The sequence below is a fragment of the Aurantimonas endophytica genome (assembly GCF_014196845.1).
Classification (GTDB): Bacteria; Pseudomonadota; Alphaproteobacteria; order Rhizobiales; family Rhizobiaceae; genus Aurantimonas; species Aurantimonas endophytica.
The window spans coordinates 453997-471908 of sequence record NZ_JACIEM010000004.1 but is presented as its reverse complement, the minus strand read 5'-3'; the positions used below and the strand labels follow the sequence as shown (position 1 = coordinate 471908).

Genomic DNA, 17912 nt, shown 5'->3' with positions numbered 1-17912 from the left:
CTCCCGTTCGGCCTGGCGCTGTCTAGACCATCCGCCGGCCATCGGGGAACGGTTTTCCTGATCATCGACCCCGGCGATCCATTCGCGGCGCTGATCCCTGCGATCAGCACAAGGCGTTGTCGCACCGCACGCGGCGGCGATAGGATGGCATCAACATACGCGGGGAGAATCATCATGGACGCGGCAACGCGATCGAGAGGCACCGTCTCGGCGCCATGGCTGGCGATCTCAGCCGGTTGCGTGATCGCGCTCCTGACTTTCGGGCCGCGCTCGGCGATCGGCTTCTTCCAGATTCCGATGCTGGCCGACAACGGCTGGAGCCGCGAGGATTTCGCTCTCGCCATCGCCCTGCAGAACCTCTTCTGGGGCCTCGGCCAGCCGCTGTTCGGCGCCATCGCCGACAGGTTCGGCACCGCCCGCGTGCTGGTGCTCTCGGGCGTCCTCTACGCCGCGGGCCTCGCCATCACCGCCGTCGCGCCGACGCCGTTCTGGCTGGTGATCGGCTCCGGCGTTCTGGTCGGGCTCGGCGTCGCCGCCGGCTCCTTCGGCATCGTGCTGGCGGCCTTCGCCCGCAGGGTTTCGGCCGAGCAGCGCTCCTTCGTCTTCGGCCTCGGCACGGCCGCGGGATCGGCCGGCATGTTCGTCTTCGCGCCGCTCAGCCAGGCGCTGATCGACAGCTATGGCTGGTCGGATTCGCTCATGATCCTGTCGGCGATGATGCTGCTCGTGCCGCTGCTCGCCTATGCGCTGCGTGGCAACGCCGCGAGCGCCGGGGCCGCGCGGGTCGAGATGGCGCAGACCATGGGCGCTGCATTGCGCGAGGCCTTCGCCACCAAGGGCTATCTGCTGCTGACCACCGGCTTCTTCGTCTGCGGCTTCCAGGTGGCGTTCATCACAGCGCATTTCCCGGCCTTCATCGCCGATGTCGGCGTCGCCCCGGTCTGGGCGGTGACGGCGCTGGCGCTGATCGGCTTCTTCAACATCATCGGCTCGATCAGCTCCGGCCTGATCGGCCAGCGCTATTCCAAGCCGCATTTCCTGGCGCTGATCTATATCGGTCGTTCGATCGCGGTGACGGCCTTCCTGCTGACGCCGATCACGCCGACCACCATCGTCGTCTTCTCGATCGTCATGGGCCTGTTGTGGCTGTCGACCGTGCCGCCGACCAACGCCCTCGTCGCGATCATGTTCGGCACGCGCTATCTCGGCATGCTGGGCGGTCTGGTCTTCCTGTCGCACCAGATCGGCTCGTTCCTCGGCGTCTGGCTGGGCGGCTATCTCTACGAAGTCTACGGCTCCTACGACGTCGTCTGGTGGCTGGGCGTGGCGCTCGGACTGTTCGCGGCGATCGTCCACTGGCCGATCCGCGAAGCCCCGGTGGAGCGCGGCGTGCTGGCGCCGGCCTGAGCTTCCGCCTTACGGAAGGAGTTTCGCCCGGCTCTTGTCGATGGCGGCGAGAAAGCTGCCGCGCGAGGCGGGCTCGGCGATGCCGCGCGGCTCGAAGACGTGGCGGGCGAGGAAATAGCCGGTCATCCGATAGGCATCGGCGAGGCTCGCCGCATCGGCCCCGGTGTCCTGGCGGGAGAGAAACGCGGGCAGCGGCAGCAGCTTGTCGTGCCAGGGCGCGCCGGCATCGCGGCTGACCGCACGGCCGGTCTTCGGCGAGACATAGGCGAGGTCGTCGCGCTGGCCGGTGGCGGCACAGCGCTCGAGGTCGAGGCCGAAGCCGAGCTCCTCAAGCAGCGCGATCTCGAAGCGCAGCATCAGCTCCGCCGCCTTGTCGGGCGTGTCGAGATGATCGACGATCACCATCAGCCCGTCATAGAGCCGCGGATGCGGGTCGCGCTCGGCGAGCAGCCGCAGATGCGCCGCAACGAGCTGGATGCCGTTCAGCCCGACGCCGTCCTCCATCAGCCGCGCCGCGCGCAGGGCCACCGGCTCGAGCACGAACGTGCCCATGTGCTCGTCGAGCCGGGCCCGCCAGTGCACCTCGACGGAATTTCCCGGCTGCAGCACCGGCTGCTGCTTGCGCGAGCGCCCGCCCCGCACGAGGCCGAGATGGCGGCCGCGCTCGCGCGTCATCACCTCGGCGATGACGCTGGTCTCGCCGTGGCGCTTGACGCCGAGCACGATCGCTTCCTCACGCCATTCCATGCCGGGTCAGTTCTCTCGCGCCATCCGCCGGCGCCTCTCTTGGCTCAGCTGGAGAAGTCCAGGCCGATCTCGCGGTAGCGTTCCGGATCGTCGCCCCAGTTCTCGCGCACCTTCACGAAGAGGAAGAGGTGCACGGTCTGGTCGGCCGCCTCCATGATCTCCTTGCGCGCCGCCTGGCCGATCGCCTTGATCGTCTCGCCGTTGTGGCCGATGACGATGCGCTTCTGGCTGTCGCGCTCGACATAGATCGTCTGCTCGATCCGCACCGAGCCGTCCTTGCGGGTCTCCCACAATTCCGTCTCGACATGCGAGGAATAGGGAAGTTCCTGGTGCAGACGCAGATACAGCTTCTCGCGGGTGATCTCGGCGGCGAGCTGGCGCAGCGGCAAATCGGTGATCTGGTCCTCGGGATAGTACCAGGGACCCTCGGGCAGCGTCTTGGCGATCCAGTCGATCAGGTCGTCGCAGCCCGAGCCGGTCAGCGCCGAGATCATGAATACCTTGGCGAAGTCGACGCGGCTGGTGATCGTCTCGGTGAGGCCGAGCAGCTTCTCGCGCTTGATGCGGTCGACCTTGTTGAGCAGCAGCACCTTGGTCTGCGGCACGTGCTGCACCCGGTCGAGGATCGTCTCGACATCCTCGCTGAGGCCGCGCTCGGCATCGACGATGGCGAGCACGATGTCGGCGTCCTTGGCGCCGGTCCAGGCGGTCTTGACCATCGCCCGGTCGAGCCGGCGCTTCGGCGCGAAGACGCCGGGCGTGTCGACGAAGACGATCTGGGTGCGGTCGCGCATGGCGATGCCGCGCACGATGGCTCTTGTCGTCTGCACCTTGTGGGTGACGATCGATACCTTGGTGCCGACCAGCTGGTTGACCAGCGTCGACTTGCCGGCATTCGGCGCGCCGAGCAGCGCAACGAAGCCCGAGCGCGTCGGCGCCAGTTCCGCCGCCGGGGCTGATACAGCCTCGCCCTCCGGCCGGTCCGATTCGTTGGTCAATTCGTGTCCTTCCAGACAGATTCGCGGATGAGCACCGCCGTGGCGGCTTCCTGTTCGGCCAGCCGCTTCGACCGGCCGCTCCCGTCCGCGGGTTCGATGCCTTCCACGCTCACCCGGACGGTGAACAGCGGATCATGATCCGGCCCGGTGCGCTCGACAATATCGTAGCGCGGCGTGATCGGGCCGCGTGTATGAGCCCATTCCTGCAGCGCGGTCTTCGGATCGCGGCGGGCTTCCACCGCCTCGTCGAGGCGTCCCGCCCAGTGCCGGACGATGAAGCCGCGCGCAGCGTCGAGGCCTTCCCCCAGATAGATGGCGGCGATCAGCGATTCGACGAGGTCGGCCCGGATGCTCTTGGTGCGAGCCCCCTTGAGCTTCTTCAGGTCGCCGCCGTGACGGATGAAATCATAAAGCCCGATCTCGTCCGCCACCTTGGCGCAGGTCTCCGCGCTCACCAGCGCGTTCAGCCGCAGCGATAATTCGCCCTCGTCGGCCTGCGGAAACATCGCGAACAGCTTCTCGGCGATCACCAGACCGAGCACCCGGTCGCCGAGAAACTCCAGCCGCTCGTAGCTGCGCCCGTTGCCGCCGCTTGCCGGACGCAGGCTCGAATGGGTCAGCGCTCGCTCGAGCCGCGTGCGATCCGAGAAGCGTATGCCGATGCGGGCTTCGAGTTCGTCGAGCGGCCGGTCCGCCGTCAGCTTAGCCATGTCGTGATGCGGCTCGGGCGCAGTTCCGTCGGCCACTGCCAGATCTCCAGCGGCGAGACGTCTCCCTCGATCGAGAAGAAGATCATCTGGGCCTTGCCGACCAGGTTCTCGAACGGCACGTAGCCGACGTCGAAGCGGCTATCCAGCGAGTTGTCGCGATTGTCGCCCATCATGAAGTAATGCCCGTCGGGTACCACGAATTCGCGCGTGTTGTCGCCGGCGGAGTTCGGGCTGAGATCGAGCGTCATGTAGGAAACGCCGTTCGGCAGCGTCTCGCGATATTGCGGCACGCGCGTCCCGTCCTCGGCGACGAAATCCTCGACCGCCTCGCGCGGCACCGCCTGACCGTTGATGAACAGGATGCCCTCGCGCATCTGCAGCCGGTCGCCCGGCAGGCCGACGAGGCGCTTGATGTAGTCGGTGTCTTCCTCGCGCGGCTTGCGGAACACCACGACGTCGCCGCGCTCGGGATCCGAGCCGAGGATCCGCCCGTCGAACAGGTCGGGCGACAGCGGCATGGAATAGCGCGAGTAGCCGTAGCTCCATTTGGAGACGAACAGATAGTCGCCGACGAGCAGCGTCGGCATCATCGAGCCCGAAGGGATCGAGAAGGGCTGGAACAGGAAGGTCCGGATCACCAGCGCGAGGATCAGCGCCTGGACGATGACCTTCACGGTCTCGCCGAAGCCGCCCTGTTCCCGCCGTTCGGCCTGCTCGACCATTTTTCGCCCTTCGTCGCACCTGAACGCGGCCCCGCCGCATCGCGCCTTCTATCGGCTCCCCCCCATTGGGGCAATCCGCGCGCCGTTAAACTTCGCCGGAGCCCCGGCTCATCGCCGTCGCCGCGTCGAGGCGGGCGATCGATTGCGGCTGCCGCCGGGCGAGGATGCGCCGGGCACGATGCTTCTGGAAGCTGCGCGCCGCCGAGTAGACGAGCCCGTAGCCGAGCGCGCCCGCCGCCAGCCCCACCGGCAGCGACCCGAGCAGCATCGGTTTGACGAAGGGCGTCCAGATCGACGCGATATCCATGTGCACGAGGGCGGCGCCGAGCCCACGCGGTGCCGTCCCGGTGATCGGATCGGACCGCAGCACGAACTGGCCGACCTCGTAGGTCAGCCCCCAGATGAACGGAAAGGTGATCGGGTTGCCGACCGCCGTTCCAAGGGCTGCCGCCGCCATGTTGCCGGCGACGATGTAGGCAATGGCGAAGGCCAGCAGGAAATGGAATCCGATCAGCGGCGTGAAGGATGCGAAGACGCCGGCGGCAAATCCCGCCGCGATCGCATGCGGCGTCGCGTTCAGCCGCAGCACGCGCTTGCGGAAATACTCGAAGGAACGTGCGTAGGAGCGCCGCGGCCACACGATCGTGCGAATCCTCGATGCGAGGTTCTGCGGCTGGCGACGCCTGAACAACATTGTGCTCGCATTCCTCGTCTGCTGTGGCTGCTGGCGACCTTGAGCGAACCCTATACCGGATCGTTCCGAGGGGAGAAGACTTCAGGACCGGAAGCAGAGCCGCCTTGCCGGTTCATAGCGTGCGGCTACCCGGTTTGACCGGCGGAATTGCGGCGAGCTCGGGCGGCAGCGCGTCGGCGGGATAGGCCGGCACGGCATATTCGGCCAGCGCGATCAGCGGCACCCCGACATCGACCGCGCCGGCCGAGCGGTCGATGATGCAGGCGGCAGCCAGCACTTCCGCGCCGAGGTCCCGCATGCAGGCGACGGTCTCGCGGATCGACAGGCCGGTGGTGACGATGTCCTCGACGATGACGACCCGGTCCCCGGGCGCCACGTCGAAGCGCCGGAGCTTGAAGGTACCTGCCTCGCGCTCGACCCAGATCGCCGGGGCGCCCAGATGCCGCGAGGTTTCGTAGGCCGGGATCAGTCCGCCGACAGCCGGGCCGACGACGTAGTCGATCGGCGGCGTCACTTCCTCGCGGATGCGCTCGGCCAGCGCCTTGCAGAGACGCTCGGTCAGATGCGGATGCATGAACACCCGCGCCTTCTGCAGGAAGGTCGGGCTGCGCAGGCCGGAGGTCAGGATGAAATGTCCCTCCAAGACCGCCCCGGCCTCCCGGAAGATCGCCAGGACCTCTTCGTTCGTCATGTTCGCTGCTCCGCATTGCCCGTCCGACGCTCGATACGACGGCCGGGCGGCAGGCTCAACCGTTGACCCGCACCACCTCGGAAACGCAAGGCTTGGCGCGCAGCTGTTTCAGCGTCCGGTTGAGGTGCTGGACGTCCCAGACCTCGAGCTCGAGCACCATCTTGGTGAAATCGGTGGCGGTCGCGACCATCGAGAGGTTGTGGATATTGGCGTCGTTGGCCGCGATCGTCTCGGCGATCTCCGCGAGCGAGCCCGGCTCGTTGAGGGCGGAGATGGTGATGCGGGCGGGAAAGCGCGCCTTCAGCTCGGAATCGATGTCCCAGCGCACGTCCACCCAGCGATCCGGCTCCTCGTCATAGGCGGTCAGCGCCGGCGACTGGATCGGATAGATAGTGATCCCCTGCCCCGGCTCGATGATGCCGACGATCCGGTCTCCCGGCACGGCGCCGTCCGGCCCGAAGCGCACCGGCATGTCGTCGCCGACGCCGCGAATGGGGATTGCACCGGCTTCTTCCTTGCGGGCCTTGGACTTGGCCCGTCCCGGCACCCGGAAGATCATGCCGGCGGCGGTGCGCAGGTTGAACCAGCCTTCCTCCTCGCGGCGGGGCCGGCGGCGGGTGACGCGGCTGTCCTGGAAATCCGGGAAAGCCGCCTTGAGCACGTCGGACGAATTGAGCTCGCCACGCCCCACCGCCGCAAGCGCGTCCTCGACCTCGCGATGGCCGAGCTTGCCGAGCAGCGGTTTCAGCTGGTCGCGGGAGAAATGCTTGCCCTGCCGCGAGAAAGTGCGATCGAGGATCTGCTGGCCGAGGCCGGAATATTGCCGGCGGATCGAGGCTCTCGCGGAGCGCCTGATGGCCGAGCGGGCCTTGCCGGTGACCGCGATGCTCTCCCAGGCCTGCGGCGGCGTCGCGCCCTTGGCGCGGATGATCTCCACCTCGTCGCCATTGGCGAGTTCGGTGACCACCGGCATGATCCGGCCGTCGATCTTGCAGCCGACGCAGGTGTCCCCGACATCGGTATGGACCGCATAGGCGAAGTCGATGGGCGTCGCGCCGCGCGGCAGCGCGATCAGGCGCCCCTTCGGGGTGAAGCAGAAGACCTGGTCCTGGAACAGCTCGAGCTTGGTATGCTCGAGGAATTCCTCGGACGTGTCGCCTTCGGCCAGCAGCTGGATGGTCCGCCGCAGCCAGGCATAGGCGTTGGAGTCCTTCGACAGATGGACCTTCGCCTCGACATCCTCGGCGTCCTTGTAAAGCGAGTGCGCCGCCACGCCGTATTCGGCGATATCGTGCATGAGATGCGTGCGGATCTGCAGCTCGACGCGCTGGCGGGACGGCCCGACGATGGTGGTGTGGATCGAGCGGTAGTCGTTCTGCTTCGGCGTCGAGATGTAGTCCTTGAACCGGCCCGGCACCATCGGCCAGGTCCGGTGGACGATGCCGAGCGTGCGGTAGCACTCCTCCTCGGTCTCCACGAGCACACGGAAGCCGAAGATGTCCGACAGCTGTTCGAGCGACAGCGCCTTGCGCTGCATCTTCGAGAACACCGAATAGGGCTTCTTCTGGCGGCCGGTGACCTTGGCCTTGATGCCGCTTTCCGCCAGCAGGGCCGCAAGGTCCTGCTCGATGCTGGCGATGCGGTCGGCGTGGTGGGCGTTCAGCTCGGCGAGCCGCGCCGTGATCGTCTCATAGGCCTCGATGTTGATGTAGCGGAAGGCGAGGTCTTCCAGCTCCTCGCGCATGTCCTGCATGCCCATGCGCCCGGCGAGCGGGGCATAGATGTCCATCGTCTCCTGGGCGATGCGGGCGCGCTTGTCCGGCGCCATGTGGCCGAGCGTGCGCATGTTGTGCAGCCGGTCGGCCAGCTTGACGAGCAGCACCCGAACGTCGTCGGCGATCGCCAGCAGCAGCTTGCGCAGGTTCTCGGCCTGCGCGGCGCGCTTGGAGACGAGGTCGAGCCGCTTCAGCTTGGTCAGGCCCTCGACCAGATGGCCGATCGTCGGGCCGAAGAGCTGGTCGATCTCCTTGCGGGTGGCGTCGGTGTCCTCGATCGTGTCGTGGAGCAGCGCCACAGCGACCGTCGCCTCGTCGAGATGCATCTCGGTGAGGATCGCCGCGACTTCCAGCGGATGCGAGAAATACGGGTCGCCGCTCGCACGCTTCTGCGTGCCATGCTTCTGCATGGCGTAGACATAGGCGCGATTGAGTAGCGCTTCGTCGAGGTCGGGCTTGTAGGCGGCGACCTTCTCGACGAGTTCGTATTGCCGCATCATTGACTTATGGAGACAATCTGCAAACGGAGAGGGGCGCCCCGCTGAACACGGCGACGCCCCTCAATATAGGGTTGTCCGGGCCCGCACCGAAAGGGCCGGGCGGACAATCGGATCAAAAATCGTCGGTCTTCTCGGGCGGCACCAGGCCTTCGATGCCGGCAAGCAGCTCGTCTTCCGACATGTGGTCGAACGTAACCGCGTCGTCGTCGCCGGCCGCAGTGGCCTTGCCAGCCTGCGACTCGTTCGTGATGCCGCGCATCTCGGCCGATGCCGGTGCCGGCGCCGGTTCCGGCTCGTCCACCTCGACGTGCTTCTGCAGCGAGTGGATCAGATCTTCCTTCAGATCGCCGGGCGACAGCGTCTCGTCGGCAATCTCGCGCAAGGCAACGACGGGGTTCTTGTCGTTGTCGCGATCGATCGTGATCTGCTGTCCCTGGGCGATCTGGCGCGCGCGATGGCTGGCCAGGAGAACCAGCTCGAAGCGGTTCTCGACCTTGTCGACGCAATCTTCTACGGTGACGCGGGCCATGCCTGTCTCCTGACTGAACGAAAAATCTCACAGATGAAGCCGCCGACATAGACTTTTCGGCGCCGCGGTACAAGCTCTCTTCGCCGTATTCCTGCGCGCCGGCTCCGGTTGGCAACGATCCACGCCCGGCCTATGGTCGCGCCGAACGGGGCATCACGGGCAGCGCCGGCGCGCTGCGCCAACCACTGATCACTCTACCACCACCTGCAATGAAAGCTTGGATCGATGTTCGACGAGAGGGAAAAGATCGCGCTGTTCATCGACGGCGCCAATCTCTACGCGACGTCGCGGGGCCTCGGCTTCGACATCGACTACCGCCGGATGCTGGCGCATTTCCAGTCCCAAGGCTACGTCCTGCGGGCCTACTACTACACGGCGCTGGTCGAGGATTCGGAGTACTCCTCAATCCGGCCGCTGATCGACTGGCTGGACTATAACGGCTACCGCGTCGTCACCAAGCCGGCGAAGGAATTCATCGACTCCGCCGGGCGCCGCAAGGTCAAGGGCAACATGGACATCGAGCTCGCCGTCGATGCCATGGAACTGTCCGACACCGTGGATCACTTCGTGCTGTTTTCCGGCGACGGCGATTTCCGCTCGCTGGTCGAGGCGCTGCAGCGGCGCGGCCGCAAGGTCTCGGTGATCTCGACGCTCCAGACCAACCCGCCGATGATCGCCGATGATCTGCGGCGCCAGGCCGACCATTTCATCGAGCTGAGCACGCTGCGCGCCGAGATCGGCCGCACCCCGGCCGAGCGCGAGGCGCGGCTGGCGCGCCGTGCCGAAGCCGTCGAGGCGGCCGAGAGCGACGACGACTATTGACCCCTCGCCCTTCGACGATCGCCACGGCTTCCGAGAGGCCGGAGCCCGGCCGCGACTGCCCGATCTGCCCGCGGCTGGTTGCCTTCCGCCAGGAATGGCGGGCGCGCGAGCCGCTCTGGCACAATGCGCCGGTGCCGACATTCCTGCCGGTCGGCGGTCGCGAGGCGGTGGAACTGCTGGTGGTCGGCCTCGCGCCGGGGCTGCGGGGCGCCAACCGCACCGGCCGCCCGTTCACCGGTGACTATGCCGGCGACCTGCTCTACGCGACGCTTTCGCGCTTCGGCTTTGCCAACGATCGTTTTGCCGCGCGCACCGACGACGGGCTGGAACTCTTCCGCACCGCTATCACCAACTCGGTGCGCTGCGTGCCGCCCGAGAACAAGCCGGTCGGTGCCGAGATCGCCGCCTGCCGGCGCTTCCTGGAGGCGACGCTGGCCGAGTTTCCCAATCTTCGCTGCATCGTGACGCTCGGCCGGATCGCGCATGATTCGACCGTCCGCACGCTCGGCGCTCGGCTCGCGGCCGCGCCCTTCGGCCACGGCGCGTCGCATGCGGTCGGCGGCCTGCAGGTGATCTCGAGCTATCACTGCTCGCGCTACAATACGAATACCGGCCGCCTCACCGAGGCAATGTTCGTCGACGTATTCGACAAGGTCGCGGCGTTTCTCGGTCGGCAACCCGGCTGACCATGTTCGCCGGTCAGCGACCGGCGGAGAGGAAGGCGACCACGTCCGCGGCGCTCCGGTCCGGCGGGAAGACCGGGTAGAAGACCTTCGCGATCCGACGGTCCTCGACGATCAGCGCCATGCGCTTCAGATACAGCGTGCCGCCGAGATTGAACCACGGCAGATCGAGCGCCTGGCGCAGGGCGCCGGCCTCGTCCGAAAGCAGCAGGAACGGCAGATGCAGGCGCTCCGCCGCCTCGGCCTGATCGGCGACAGGCTGGGCGGAGATTCCATAGACGGATGCAACGCCAAGCGCCTGCAACTCGGCATGGTGATCGCGGAAGCTGCAGCTCTGCGGCGTGCAGCCGCGGGCGCCCGGAAACGCGTCCCAGCCCTCCGGCAGCTTCGCGCCGGGCTTGCCGGTCGCCGGATAGACATAGAGGACGACGCGGCCTTCGAGCGTGGACAGGTCAACCGCACCGCCGTCGCTGGCGGGCAGCACGAGGCTCGGCATGGCCATGCCGGCGAGATGGTTCGCGCCGCCATCATCGGCCGGTGGGGCAAGCCCCTCTGGCAGCCTCAGGTAGTCGGCCACCTCGCCTCACCCCTCCTTCATGATGCGCTGCTTCTGGCGGGCCCAGTCGCGCTCCTTGATGGTCTGGCGCTTGTCCGGCGCGTTCTTGCCCTTGGCCAATGCCAGCAGGAGCTTGGCGCGGCCCTTGTCGTTGAAATAGATCCTGAGCGGCACGAGCGTCATGCCGTCGCGCTGCACGGCGCCGGCCAGCCGGTTGAGCTGGGTGCGATGGACCAGGAGCTTCCGCCGGCGCTTGGGCTCATGGTTGAAGCGGTTCGCCTGCAGATATTCCGGCAGGTTGGAGTTGATCAGCCACAGCTCGCCGCCCTCCTCCGTCGCATAGGCCTCCGCGATCGAGGCCTTGCCGGCGCGCAGCGCCTTCACCTCGGTGCCGGAGAGCATGATGCCCGCTTCCAGCGTATCGATGATCTCGTAATTGTAGCGGGCCTTGCGGTTCTCCGCCGCGACGTTCGAGCCCTCCGCCTTCTTCTTCGCCATCAAATTCCCCCGGGCGTGGTGCCGCCCGTGCCTTTACCGTCTGCCGTGTCCTGATCGCCCTAAGATGCGCCCGGACGGCCGGATTTCAATTGACCAGGCCGGCATGGCGGAGCGCGGCGTCGATCGCCTGCTCGGTGTCCCGGTCGATCGGCACCAGCGGCGAGCGCAGCCGGTTCGCGACCTTGCCGAGCTGCGACAGGGCATACTTCACGCCGGTCGGGTTCGGCTCGATGAACAGCGCCTTGTGCAGCGGCATTAGCCGGTCCTGGATGGCGAGCGCCGCGGTGTAGTCGCCAGCGCCGCAGGCCGCCTGCATGTCGGCGCAGAGACGCGGCGCGACGTTGGCGGTGACCGAGATGCAGCCATGGCCGCCATGGGCGTTGAAGCCGAGCGCCGTCGCATCCTCGCCGGAAAGCTGGATGAAGTCCTTGCCGCAGGTGATGCGCTGCTCCGACACACGATCCGGCTTGGCCGTCGCATCCTTGACGCCGACGATGTTGGAAAAGTCCGCGGCGAGCCGGCCCATCGTCTCCGGCGTCATGTCGATCACCGAGCGCCCGGGGATGTTGTAGATCAGGATCGGCAGCGACACGGCCTTCGCCACGGCGGCGTAGTGGGCGTAGAGCCCCTTCTGGTTCGGCTTGTTGTAATAGGGCGTGACCACCAGCAGCCCGTCCGCGCCGGCCTTCTCGGCAAAGCGCGCGAGATCAATCGATTCGGCGGTGTTGTTGGAGCCTGCCCCGGCGATCACCGGCACGCGCCCGGCTGTCGTCTCGACGCAGAGCTCGACCACGCGCTTGTGCTCGTCATGCGTCAGCGTCGGGCTCTCGCCGGTCGTGCCGACCGGCACCAGACCCGACGAGCCCTCGGCGATCTGCCATTCGACGAAGGCGCGAAACGCCGCCTCGTCGAGCGAGCCGTCTTCGGCGAAGGGCGTGACCAGCGCCGGAATCGAACCCTTGAACATGCCCTGCCCTACTCCCACACTTGCCTGAAGGCGCCGCCATCCGGCTGTCGCCTGCTTCCCGGCCGCGACCGGCACGGCAGCGCCCGGTCTCCGGGCAGCGCGGCACCTTAGTGAAGCGGCGATAGCGAAACAAGAACAGACGGCTGCGCGTTTGTCGGCGCCCCTCGACGGCGTCCGGTAACGGGGCTTTAATCGCGCTCGTGAGAGATTTGCAAACCATTCCCGCCGGCAAGCGGGCCGGCCTTTCGCCGGACGCCCCATGACGAGATTGTCCGAAAGGTTTGCCATGACCGCCAGAACCACCGCACGCCGCCTGTTGCTCGGCGCGCTCGCGATCACCATGCTGCCCGGACAGTCGATCGCCAACGAGTTGGCGTTGCCCCTGCTGGGCCCGACGCCGGCCGCCCGCCCCGGCCATGTCGGCAGCGTCGCTGCAAGCGCCCCGGGCGCCGCGGTGAGCGTCGATCCATGGCGGTTCGGGCGGGCGGTGACGGTGCCGCAACCCAATCCCGTGCTGCGGCCTGCAGCGACGGCTGGGGTGCCGGCGAATGCCAGCGCCTTCACCGCGTCGATCGCGGCCATGGCGCCGCGCATCGGCTCCGTCACCCCGATCCGCGGCGAGCTGAAGGACGGCCTGCAGGCGCTGTCAGACGGCAACCCGACGAAGGCCCGCGGCATCCGCGAGGGCATGATGCCCGGCTCGCTCGACCGCAACATCCTCACCTGGGCGATCGCATTGCGGGGCGGCAAGGGCGTGCCGGCCGCCGAGATCGCCCTCGCCGCGCGCCAGCTCGAGGGCTGGCCCGGCATGAAGACGCTGCGGGTCAACAGCGAGCAGGCGCTTTATCGCGAGGAGCCGCCGGCGCGCGAGGTCATCGCGGCGTTCCAGGCCAGCCAGCCGGAGAGCCCGCAGGGCGCGATGGCCCTGGCCAGGGCCTACATCGCCGCCGGGGAAGCGGGCCGCGCCAAGCAGCTGATCGCCAAGGTCTGGCGCGAGGAGCGGCTCGACGAAGCGACCGAACGCGCGGTGCTCAAGACCTTCGGCACGCTGCTCACCCGCGCCGACCACAAATTCCGGATGGACAAGCTGCTCTACGCCCGCCGCGTGGGGGATGCAGGGCGCGTCGCCGACATGGCGGGGGCGAAGCAGCTCTATGCCGCCCGCGCCGCCGTCATTCGCGGCGAAGCCAATGCCGGCAAGCTGCTGGCCGCCGTGCCGCAGGCGCAGCGCGCCGACCCCGGCTACCAGCACGCGCTGGTCGAGCGCTACCGCAAGTCGAACAAGATCGATGAGGCCGCTGAGATCCTGATGCGCGCGCCGCGCGATGCCGCGTCGCTGGTCGATCCCGATGCCTGGTGGAACGATCGCCGCATCGTCGCGCGCGATCTTCTCGACCTCGGCAAGAACCAGCTCGCCTACCGCGTCGCGGCGACGCATTCGGCCGAAAGCGCCACCGAGGCGGCTGAGGCGGAGTTCCACGCCGGCTGGATCGCGCTGCGCTTCCTCAACGACCCGCGCACGGCCGCGGCCCACTTCGCCCGGATTCTCGACTCCTCGAGCCGACCCCTGTCGGTGTCGCGGGGCCATTACTGGCTCGCGCGCGCCGCGGAGGCTGGCGGGCCCGGCAATGCCGGCGCATCCTATGCCAAGGCCGCGCAGTACGGCGCGACCTATTACGGCCAGCTCGCCGCCGCCAAGCTCGGCCGGCGACCAGGCGCGATCCAGTTCCCCAGCGCCAGCGCTGCCGATCGCCAGCGTTTTGAGCAGCGCGAGGCGGTGCGGGCGATCAAGCGGCTCGAGCAGATCGGCTCCAGCTGGCGGGCCGACGGGCTGTACCGTTCGCTGGCCGACGAGCTGACCAGCCCCGGCGAACTGGCGCTCCTGTCGGTAATGGCCGAGCGCCGCGGCGACCATCATCTCGTGCTGGAGGTCGGCAAGAAGGCCTATTGGCGCGGCATCGACGCGCCCGCCCTCGCCTTCCCGATCGGCGTCATCCCGGCGAGCGCCAACATCTCGGCCTCCGGCAAGGCGCTCGCCTATGCCATCGCCCGGCAGGAGAGCGCCTTCAATCCGGCCGCCAAGTCGCCGGCCGGGGCGCTCGGGCTCTTGCAGCTGATGCCCGGCACCGCCAAGGCGACCGCCGCCAAGGTTGGTGTCAGCTATTCCCCGGCGCGGCTTACCAGCGATCCCGGCTACAACGCCGCGCTCGGCGCGCATTTCCTCGGCGAGCAGATCAGCGCCTTCGACGGCTCCTACGTGCTCACCTTCGTCGCCTACAATGCCGGTCCCCGCCGGGCGCGGGAATGGATCGAGCGCTTCGGCGACCCGCGCGGCAAATCGCTGGACCAGGTCATAGACTGGGTCGAGCGCATCCCCTTCACCGAGACGCGCGGCTATGTGCAGCGAGTGATGGAGAACTACCAGGTCTACAAGATGCGGCTCGGCGCCGGATTCGACATCGAAAAAGACCTCCGCCTCGGCCGCACCGGGTGAGGTCGCGCGGCCGGAAGGCCAGCCGAAGAAGGTAAGATGCTGCTGGCTAAGACCACAGCATCGCGGGGGCTGTCACGTGACCAGCGGATCTGAGCCCACCGCCGCCTCGGCGCCAACCATGGCTCCCGCCTCTCAGCGGCGTCATCCCCGGGCTTGTCCCGGGGACCCATTCCTCCGACGCCGCCGCGTCGTGGAAGAAAAGCCGCCTTCAATGTACCGGATCTGACGCGTTCGGCGATCGGGCATGGATCCCCGGGTCAAGCCCGGGATGGCGCCAGGAATGAGGGAGCGGCAAAGCTCTCCCCACGGGTACGTTGGCGCCTTCCCTTAAACCACCGCCCGCGGCGTCGCGCGATCATCGACCAAAGCCTGCGCCTGCTCGACCCAGCGCTCCCGCGTGACGCGGCCCGGAAACCCGCTTTTGGCCTCGAACCAGTGGGCCTCGCCGGCGCCCCAGCGGGCGATCTGGTCATAGTGGTAGATGCCGTTCTCGAAGAGCAGGCGCTCAAGGCTCGTCCCGATGCCGTCGATGCGGGTCAGATCGTCCGGCGTACCGGCCCGCGGCGCGTCGAGCCGGGCAGGCTCGCGGACCATGATCTCTTCGGCAAGCACCGCCTCCCCCGTCACCGGCGGCTCACGCCCGCCTGCCTCGCCGCCGGCTGCCGGATTGTCGACGTCCACGGCGGGCACGGTGCCGGCGGCGCCAGCAATCCGGAAGACCGCGTGCGCCGGGGCGACCTCCGCGCCAGCCGTCTCGTGCCCCGCCTGTTCGCTCGACCCCGTCGGCGACGGCGCCGGCCGCGGTCCCGACCCCAGCTTGCGGTAGTCGAGCGTGCGAAAATCCTTGTCGAAGGGAGCAGCCCGGTGCTTTGCCGCTAGCGGATCCTCCGGCAAGTGCCTGCGCTCCTCGCGCTTCGGTGTCGGTCCCCGGGGATCGGGACCTGCGAGGGATCGACGCGCCGGGGGCTCGGCAGTCGAAGGCTCGGCGCCGTCGCCCGGCAAGGTCGGCATGAGATCCGGCACCCGCTCGGTGCTGCGGCCCCGGATGATCTCGGCTGATACGAAGCTGCCGCCGAATTGCGAGAACTGGGCATTCTGCAGCGGCGGCGATGGCGCTTGGGCTTCCGGATCCTTCGCCTGCCAGCTCGAATGCTGGCGTGCCCGCCGCTCCTTTTCGCGAGCGGCCGCATCCTTGGAAAGGGATCGGTAGTCGAGCGTCCGGAAGTCGCGGTCGAAGGCTGCCGCGCGATGCTTAGCCGCCAGCGGGTCCTCGCGCTGGCCGGCGCGCGGCTTCTTCGCCGGCTGACCGCCTGGGCCTGCCACGACTGGTTCGGGCAGTTCCGCCGGCATTTCGGGCTCGGGCGCCGCGCCGGATGGGGGGTTCGTCAATCCCGTCGCCGGAACGGGGGCAAACTCGGCAGGCCCTGCTGCCACCGCGGCGGCAGGCGAAGGCGCTGCCTGCGGCGTATTCCGCTTCTCGGGCGTCGCCACCGGCTCCGGTACGGCCCCGTCGGACCTCTTGCGCTTGCCCGCGAGCGCGCCGAGTCCGAAAGCTGCTGCGAGGAGCAGGAAGACCTTTCCGAAAAACGACAGCATGGAAACCCTCCGCTGGGCGAACCCGATGTCCCGAAGCTAGGGATTGGCGCGAGGGAGGCAACCGTTCTCCGCCGCCGCACCCCGATCGCTCAGGCGAAGCGGCCAAACAGGTAGCCCGCCGCCAGGGCGACCAGCACGAACGGGAGAAGGTCGATCAGAGTATCGAGCATCCGCCATCGGTGACCGAAAGAGACCAGGCGTCAAGGGCGGACCATTCGAGACTGCAGGGACCGCAGACCCCACAAACGAAAGAAGCCCGGCGCGAACGCCGGGCTTCCTTTGACTAGAGGCTCGATCGATTAGAAGGAGCGGACGAACTGGAGGAAGCCAGCCGTCTGGTCGACTTCGTCGCCGCCGAAGTCGATGTTGGTGTAGGAAACTTCGGCGAGGACGTCGAAGTTGTTGGTGATCTCGTAGCCGACGTTACCGACGAAGCGGTAGTACTCGCCGCCATCGAAGCTATCAAAGGTGCCGGTGAAGGGGTTGAAACCCGTGAAGTCGAAGGTTTCACCATACAGACCGGACACTGCGACGCCGAGCTTGCCGAATGCCTGGGCGTAGCCAGCACCAGCCTGCCACTCGACCGGCACGTCGTCGTTGAAGCTGAAGCCGTCGATGTCGTCGATGACGCCGTCGCCGTCGAAGTCAAAGGCGAAATCTGCGCCATCGACATCGCCCGAGAACAGGCCGATCGTCGAGTAGGACGACGGATCGAAGGCGTAGCTACCTTCAACCTTGAACTCGGAGTCGGTGGCGATGAGGTCCTTGAGCGAAGCACCGGCCTTCAGGGCGAAGCCGCCATCATCGTCATCTGCATCCGAACCGTCGACGATCAGATCGCCGAAGCTGCGGGCACCGAAGCCGTTCTCGTCATACGAACCGGCGAGGAAGATCGAGCCCCAGCCGCCCTCGTAGGCCAGACGACCGACGACGTTCGGAGCGAAGTCGCCCGTGTCGTCGTCTTCGAGCGACAGAGCCGCCGAGAAGCCGTCAGCCGCGTAGGTGTAGGAGATGCGGTTGACGTCGATGTCGCCGACGATCGAGTCGGTGTCGGTCAGAAGGCCCGAGCCCTCGACCCAGAGCGAGTCCAGATAACCCATGGTCAGGCCGCCGAGCTGGATATAGCCCTGCTCCATCTCGAAGTCGTCGTCGTTCGAGCCGGTGTTCTCGGCCTGCAGACGAGCGAAAGCACGCAGGGTGCCGAGCTCGGTCTCTTCACGAACGTCGAAGTTCAGACGAACGCGGACGCGGCTGAACGAGTCGTAGTTGTCGCCTTCGTCGTTGTCGAAAGCCTGGTCACCGTTGACGATGTACTTGAAGCGGACGTAGCCGCCGATCTTCATGCAGGTTTCGGTGCCGGGAAGATAGAAGAAGCCGCTGCCGTACACGTCGCAGACGCGCACATAGTCGGTGGGCTCCGGCGCGACCGGCACGATGACGTCCGCAGCGCGGGCGCCGGTAACTGCGACGAGGGCCGCAGCGGAGCCGAGAAGAAGGCTCTTAATGTTCATGTCCTGACCTCC

The 17912-nt window shown here is 67.5% G+C and carries 17 protein-coding genes; 4 read left to right on the top strand and 13 right to left on the bottom strand.

Translation table 11 applies throughout. The annotated features are described in order from the left end of the window. The first annotated feature begins 174 nt into the window (after positions 1-174). The gene (locus tag GGR03_RS16685; RefSeq protein ID WP_183209875.1) at positions 175-1407 is read left to right on the top strand and encodes an MFS transporter; all 1233 of its coding nucleotides are present in this window, start codon (positions 175-177) and stop codon (positions 1405-1407) included. A 9-nt stretch (positions 1408-1416) separates the two neighbouring features. Here the strand turns inward: GGR03_RS16685 and recO are convergent, their stop codons facing one another. The 8 genes from recO to rpoZ all read right to left on the bottom strand — a co-directional run bounded on the left by recO (position 1417) and on the right by rpoZ (position 8773). Then, on the bottom strand, positions 1417-2154 hold the full coding sequence (recO, locus tag GGR03_RS16680) for a DNA repair protein RecO (RefSeq protein ID WP_183209874.1): 738 nt from the start codon (positions 2152-2154) through the stop codon (positions 1417-1419). A 44-nt stretch (positions 2155-2198) separates the two neighbouring features. Continuing rightward, entirely contained in the window at positions 2199-3152 is a 954-nt protein-coding gene (gene era, locus GGR03_RS16675) for a GTPase Era (protein ID WP_183209873.1), read from the bottom strand. Then, complete coding sequence (gene rnc / locus GGR03_RS16670) at positions 3149-3862, bottom strand: ribonuclease III (protein ID WP_183210080.1); 714 nt, start codon at positions 3860-3862, stop codon at positions 3149-3151. Before rnc ends, era begins: the two co-directional genes overlap by 4 nt. Then, positions 3850-4584, bottom strand: a complete 735-nt coding sequence (gene lepB, locus GGR03_RS16665) for a signal peptidase I (RefSeq protein WP_183209872.1) — start codon at positions 4582-4584, stop codon at positions 3850-3852. The genes rnc and lepB overlap by 13 nt, the downstream gene beginning before the upstream one ends. Before the next feature lie 85 nt (positions 4585-4669). Then, positions 4670-5278, bottom strand: coding sequence for a DUF2062 domain-containing protein (locus tag GGR03_RS16660; protein WP_183209871.1), 609 nt, complete (start codon positions 5276-5278; stop codon positions 4670-4672). Between the two features lie 112 nt (positions 5279-5390). Then, on the bottom strand, positions 5391-5969 hold the full coding sequence (gene pyrE / locus GGR03_RS16655) for an orotate phosphoribosyltransferase (protein ID WP_183209870.1): 579 nt from the start codon (positions 5967-5969) through the stop codon (positions 5391-5393). A 55-nt stretch (positions 5970-6024) separates the two neighbouring features. Then, a complete protein-coding gene (locus GGR03_RS16650; RefSeq protein WP_183209869.1) occupies positions 6025-8244 on the bottom strand; it encodes a RelA/SpoT family protein in 2220 nt (739 codons plus the stop codon). A 112-nt stretch (positions 8245-8356) separates the two neighbouring features. Next, entirely contained in the window at positions 8357-8773 is a 417-nt protein-coding gene (gene rpoZ, locus GGR03_RS16645) for a DNA-directed RNA polymerase subunit omega (RefSeq protein WP_183209868.1), read from the bottom strand. A 225-nt stretch (positions 8774-8998) separates the two neighbouring features. On the opposite strand from rpoZ, the gene GGR03_RS16640 reads away from it, so the two are divergent. Both GGR03_RS16640 and GGR03_RS16635 read left to right on the top strand, forming a co-directional pair. After that, positions 8999-9595 carry a LabA-like NYN domain-containing protein gene (locus GGR03_RS16640; RefSeq protein ID WP_183209867.1) on the top strand — a complete coding sequence of 199 codons (597 nt, stop codon included), beginning with the start codon at positions 8999-9001 and terminating at the stop codon, positions 9593-9595. Continuing rightward, positions 9592-10281, top strand: a complete 690-nt coding sequence (locus tag GGR03_RS16635; protein ID WP_210292165.1) for a uracil-DNA glycosylase — start codon at positions 9592-9594, stop codon at positions 10279-10281. The genes GGR03_RS16640 and GGR03_RS16635 overlap by 4 nt, the downstream gene beginning before the upstream one ends. A 13-nt stretch (positions 10282-10294) precedes the next feature. On the opposite strand, the gene GGR03_RS16630 is transcribed toward GGR03_RS16635, so the two are convergent. The 3 genes from GGR03_RS16630 to dapA form a co-directional block, all read right to left on the bottom strand. After that, positions 10295-10855, bottom strand: coding sequence for a redoxin family protein (locus GGR03_RS16630; protein ID WP_252920284.1), 561 nt, complete (start codon positions 10853-10855; stop codon positions 10295-10297). A gap of 6 nt (positions 10856-10861) precedes the next feature. Next, positions 10862-11332: an SsrA-binding protein SmpB gene (gene smpB / locus GGR03_RS16625; RefSeq protein WP_183209866.1), complete on the bottom strand. Its 471-nt coding sequence runs from the start codon at positions 11330-11332 to the stop codon at positions 10862-10864. Positions 11333-11417: 85 nt separating this feature from the next. Beyond that, positions 11418-12299: a 4-hydroxy-tetrahydrodipicolinate synthase gene (gene dapA, locus GGR03_RS16620; protein ID WP_183209865.1), complete on the bottom strand. Its 882-nt coding sequence runs from the start codon at positions 12297-12299 to the stop codon at positions 11418-11420. 286 nt (positions 12300-12585) lie between these two features. On the opposite strand from dapA, the gene GGR03_RS16615 reads away from it, so the two are divergent. Then, complete coding sequence (locus GGR03_RS16615; protein ID WP_183209864.1) at positions 12586-14793, top strand: lytic transglycosylase domain-containing protein; 2208 nt, start codon at positions 12586-12588, stop codon at positions 14791-14793. A gap of 327 nt (positions 14794-15120) precedes the next feature. Here the strand turns inward: GGR03_RS16615 and GGR03_RS16610 are convergent, their stop codons facing one another. Together GGR03_RS16610 and GGR03_RS16605 are read right to left on the bottom strand one after the other, a co-directional pair. Then, complete coding sequence (locus GGR03_RS16610) at positions 15121-16389, bottom strand: hypothetical protein (protein WP_183209863.1); 1269 nt, start codon at positions 16387-16389, stop codon at positions 15121-15123. Positions 16390-16688: 299 nt separating this feature from the next. Continuing rightward, positions 16689-17900, bottom strand: coding sequence for a porin (locus tag GGR03_RS16605; RefSeq protein ID WP_183209862.1), 1212 nt, complete (start codon positions 17898-17900; stop codon positions 16689-16691). Positions 17901-17912 lie beyond the last annotated feature (12 nt).

What these genes read in the sequence shown, in the direction of transcription:
- GGR03_RS16605 (WP_183209862.1), bottom strand. Translation starts at nt 17,900, where the DNA reads ATGAACATTAAGAGCCTTCTTCTCGGCTCCGCTGCGGCCCTCGTCGCA.
- pyrE (WP_183209870.1), bottom strand. Translation starts at nt 5,969, where the DNA reads ATGACGAACGAAGAGGTCCTGGCGATCTTCCGGGAGGCCGGGGCGGTC.
- GGR03_RS16610 (WP_183209863.1), bottom strand. Translation starts at nt 16,389, where the DNA reads ATGCTGTCGTTTTTCGGAAAGGTCTTCCTGCTCCTCGCAGCAGCTTTC.
- smpB (WP_183209866.1), bottom strand. Translation starts at nt 11,332, where the DNA reads ATGGCGAAGAAGAAGGCGGAGGGCTCGAACGTCGCGGCGGAGAACCGC.
- GGR03_RS16685 (WP_183209875.1), top strand. Translation starts at nt 175, where the DNA reads ATGGACGCGGCAACGCGATCGAGAGGCACCGTCTCGGCGCCATGGCTG.
- rnc (WP_183210080.1), bottom strand. Translation starts at nt 3,862, where the DNA reads ATGGCTAAGCTGACGGCGGACCGGCCGCTCGACGAACTCGAAGCCCGC.
- GGR03_RS16650 (WP_183209869.1), bottom strand. Translation starts at nt 8,244, where the DNA reads ATGATGCGGCAATACGAACTCGTCGAGAAGGTCGCCGCCTACAAGCCC.
- GGR03_RS16615 (WP_183209864.1), top strand. Translation starts at nt 12,586, where the DNA reads ATGACCGCCAGAACCACCGCACGCCGCCTGTTGCTCGGCGCGCTCGCG.
- GGR03_RS16660 (WP_183209871.1), bottom strand. Translation starts at nt 5,278, where the DNA reads ATGTTGTTCAGGCGTCGCCAGCCGCAGAACCTCGCATCGAGGATTCGC.
- recO (WP_183209874.1), bottom strand. Translation starts at nt 2,154, where the DNA reads ATGGAATGGCGTGAGGAAGCGATCGTGCTCGGCGTCAAGCGCCACGGC.
- lepB (WP_183209872.1), bottom strand. Translation starts at nt 4,584, where the DNA reads ATGGTCGAGCAGGCCGAACGGCGGGAACAGGGCGGCTTCGGCGAGACC.
- GGR03_RS16640 (WP_183209867.1), top strand. Translation starts at nt 8,999, where the DNA reads ATGTTCGACGAGAGGGAAAAGATCGCGCTGTTCATCGACGGCGCCAAT.
- dapA (WP_183209865.1), bottom strand. Translation starts at nt 12,299, where the DNA reads ATGTTCAAGGGTTCGATTCCGGCGCTGGTCACGCCCTTCGCCGAAGAC.
- rpoZ (WP_183209868.1), bottom strand. Translation starts at nt 8,773, where the DNA reads ATGGCCCGCGTCACCGTAGAAGATTGCGTCGACAAGGTCGAGAACCGC.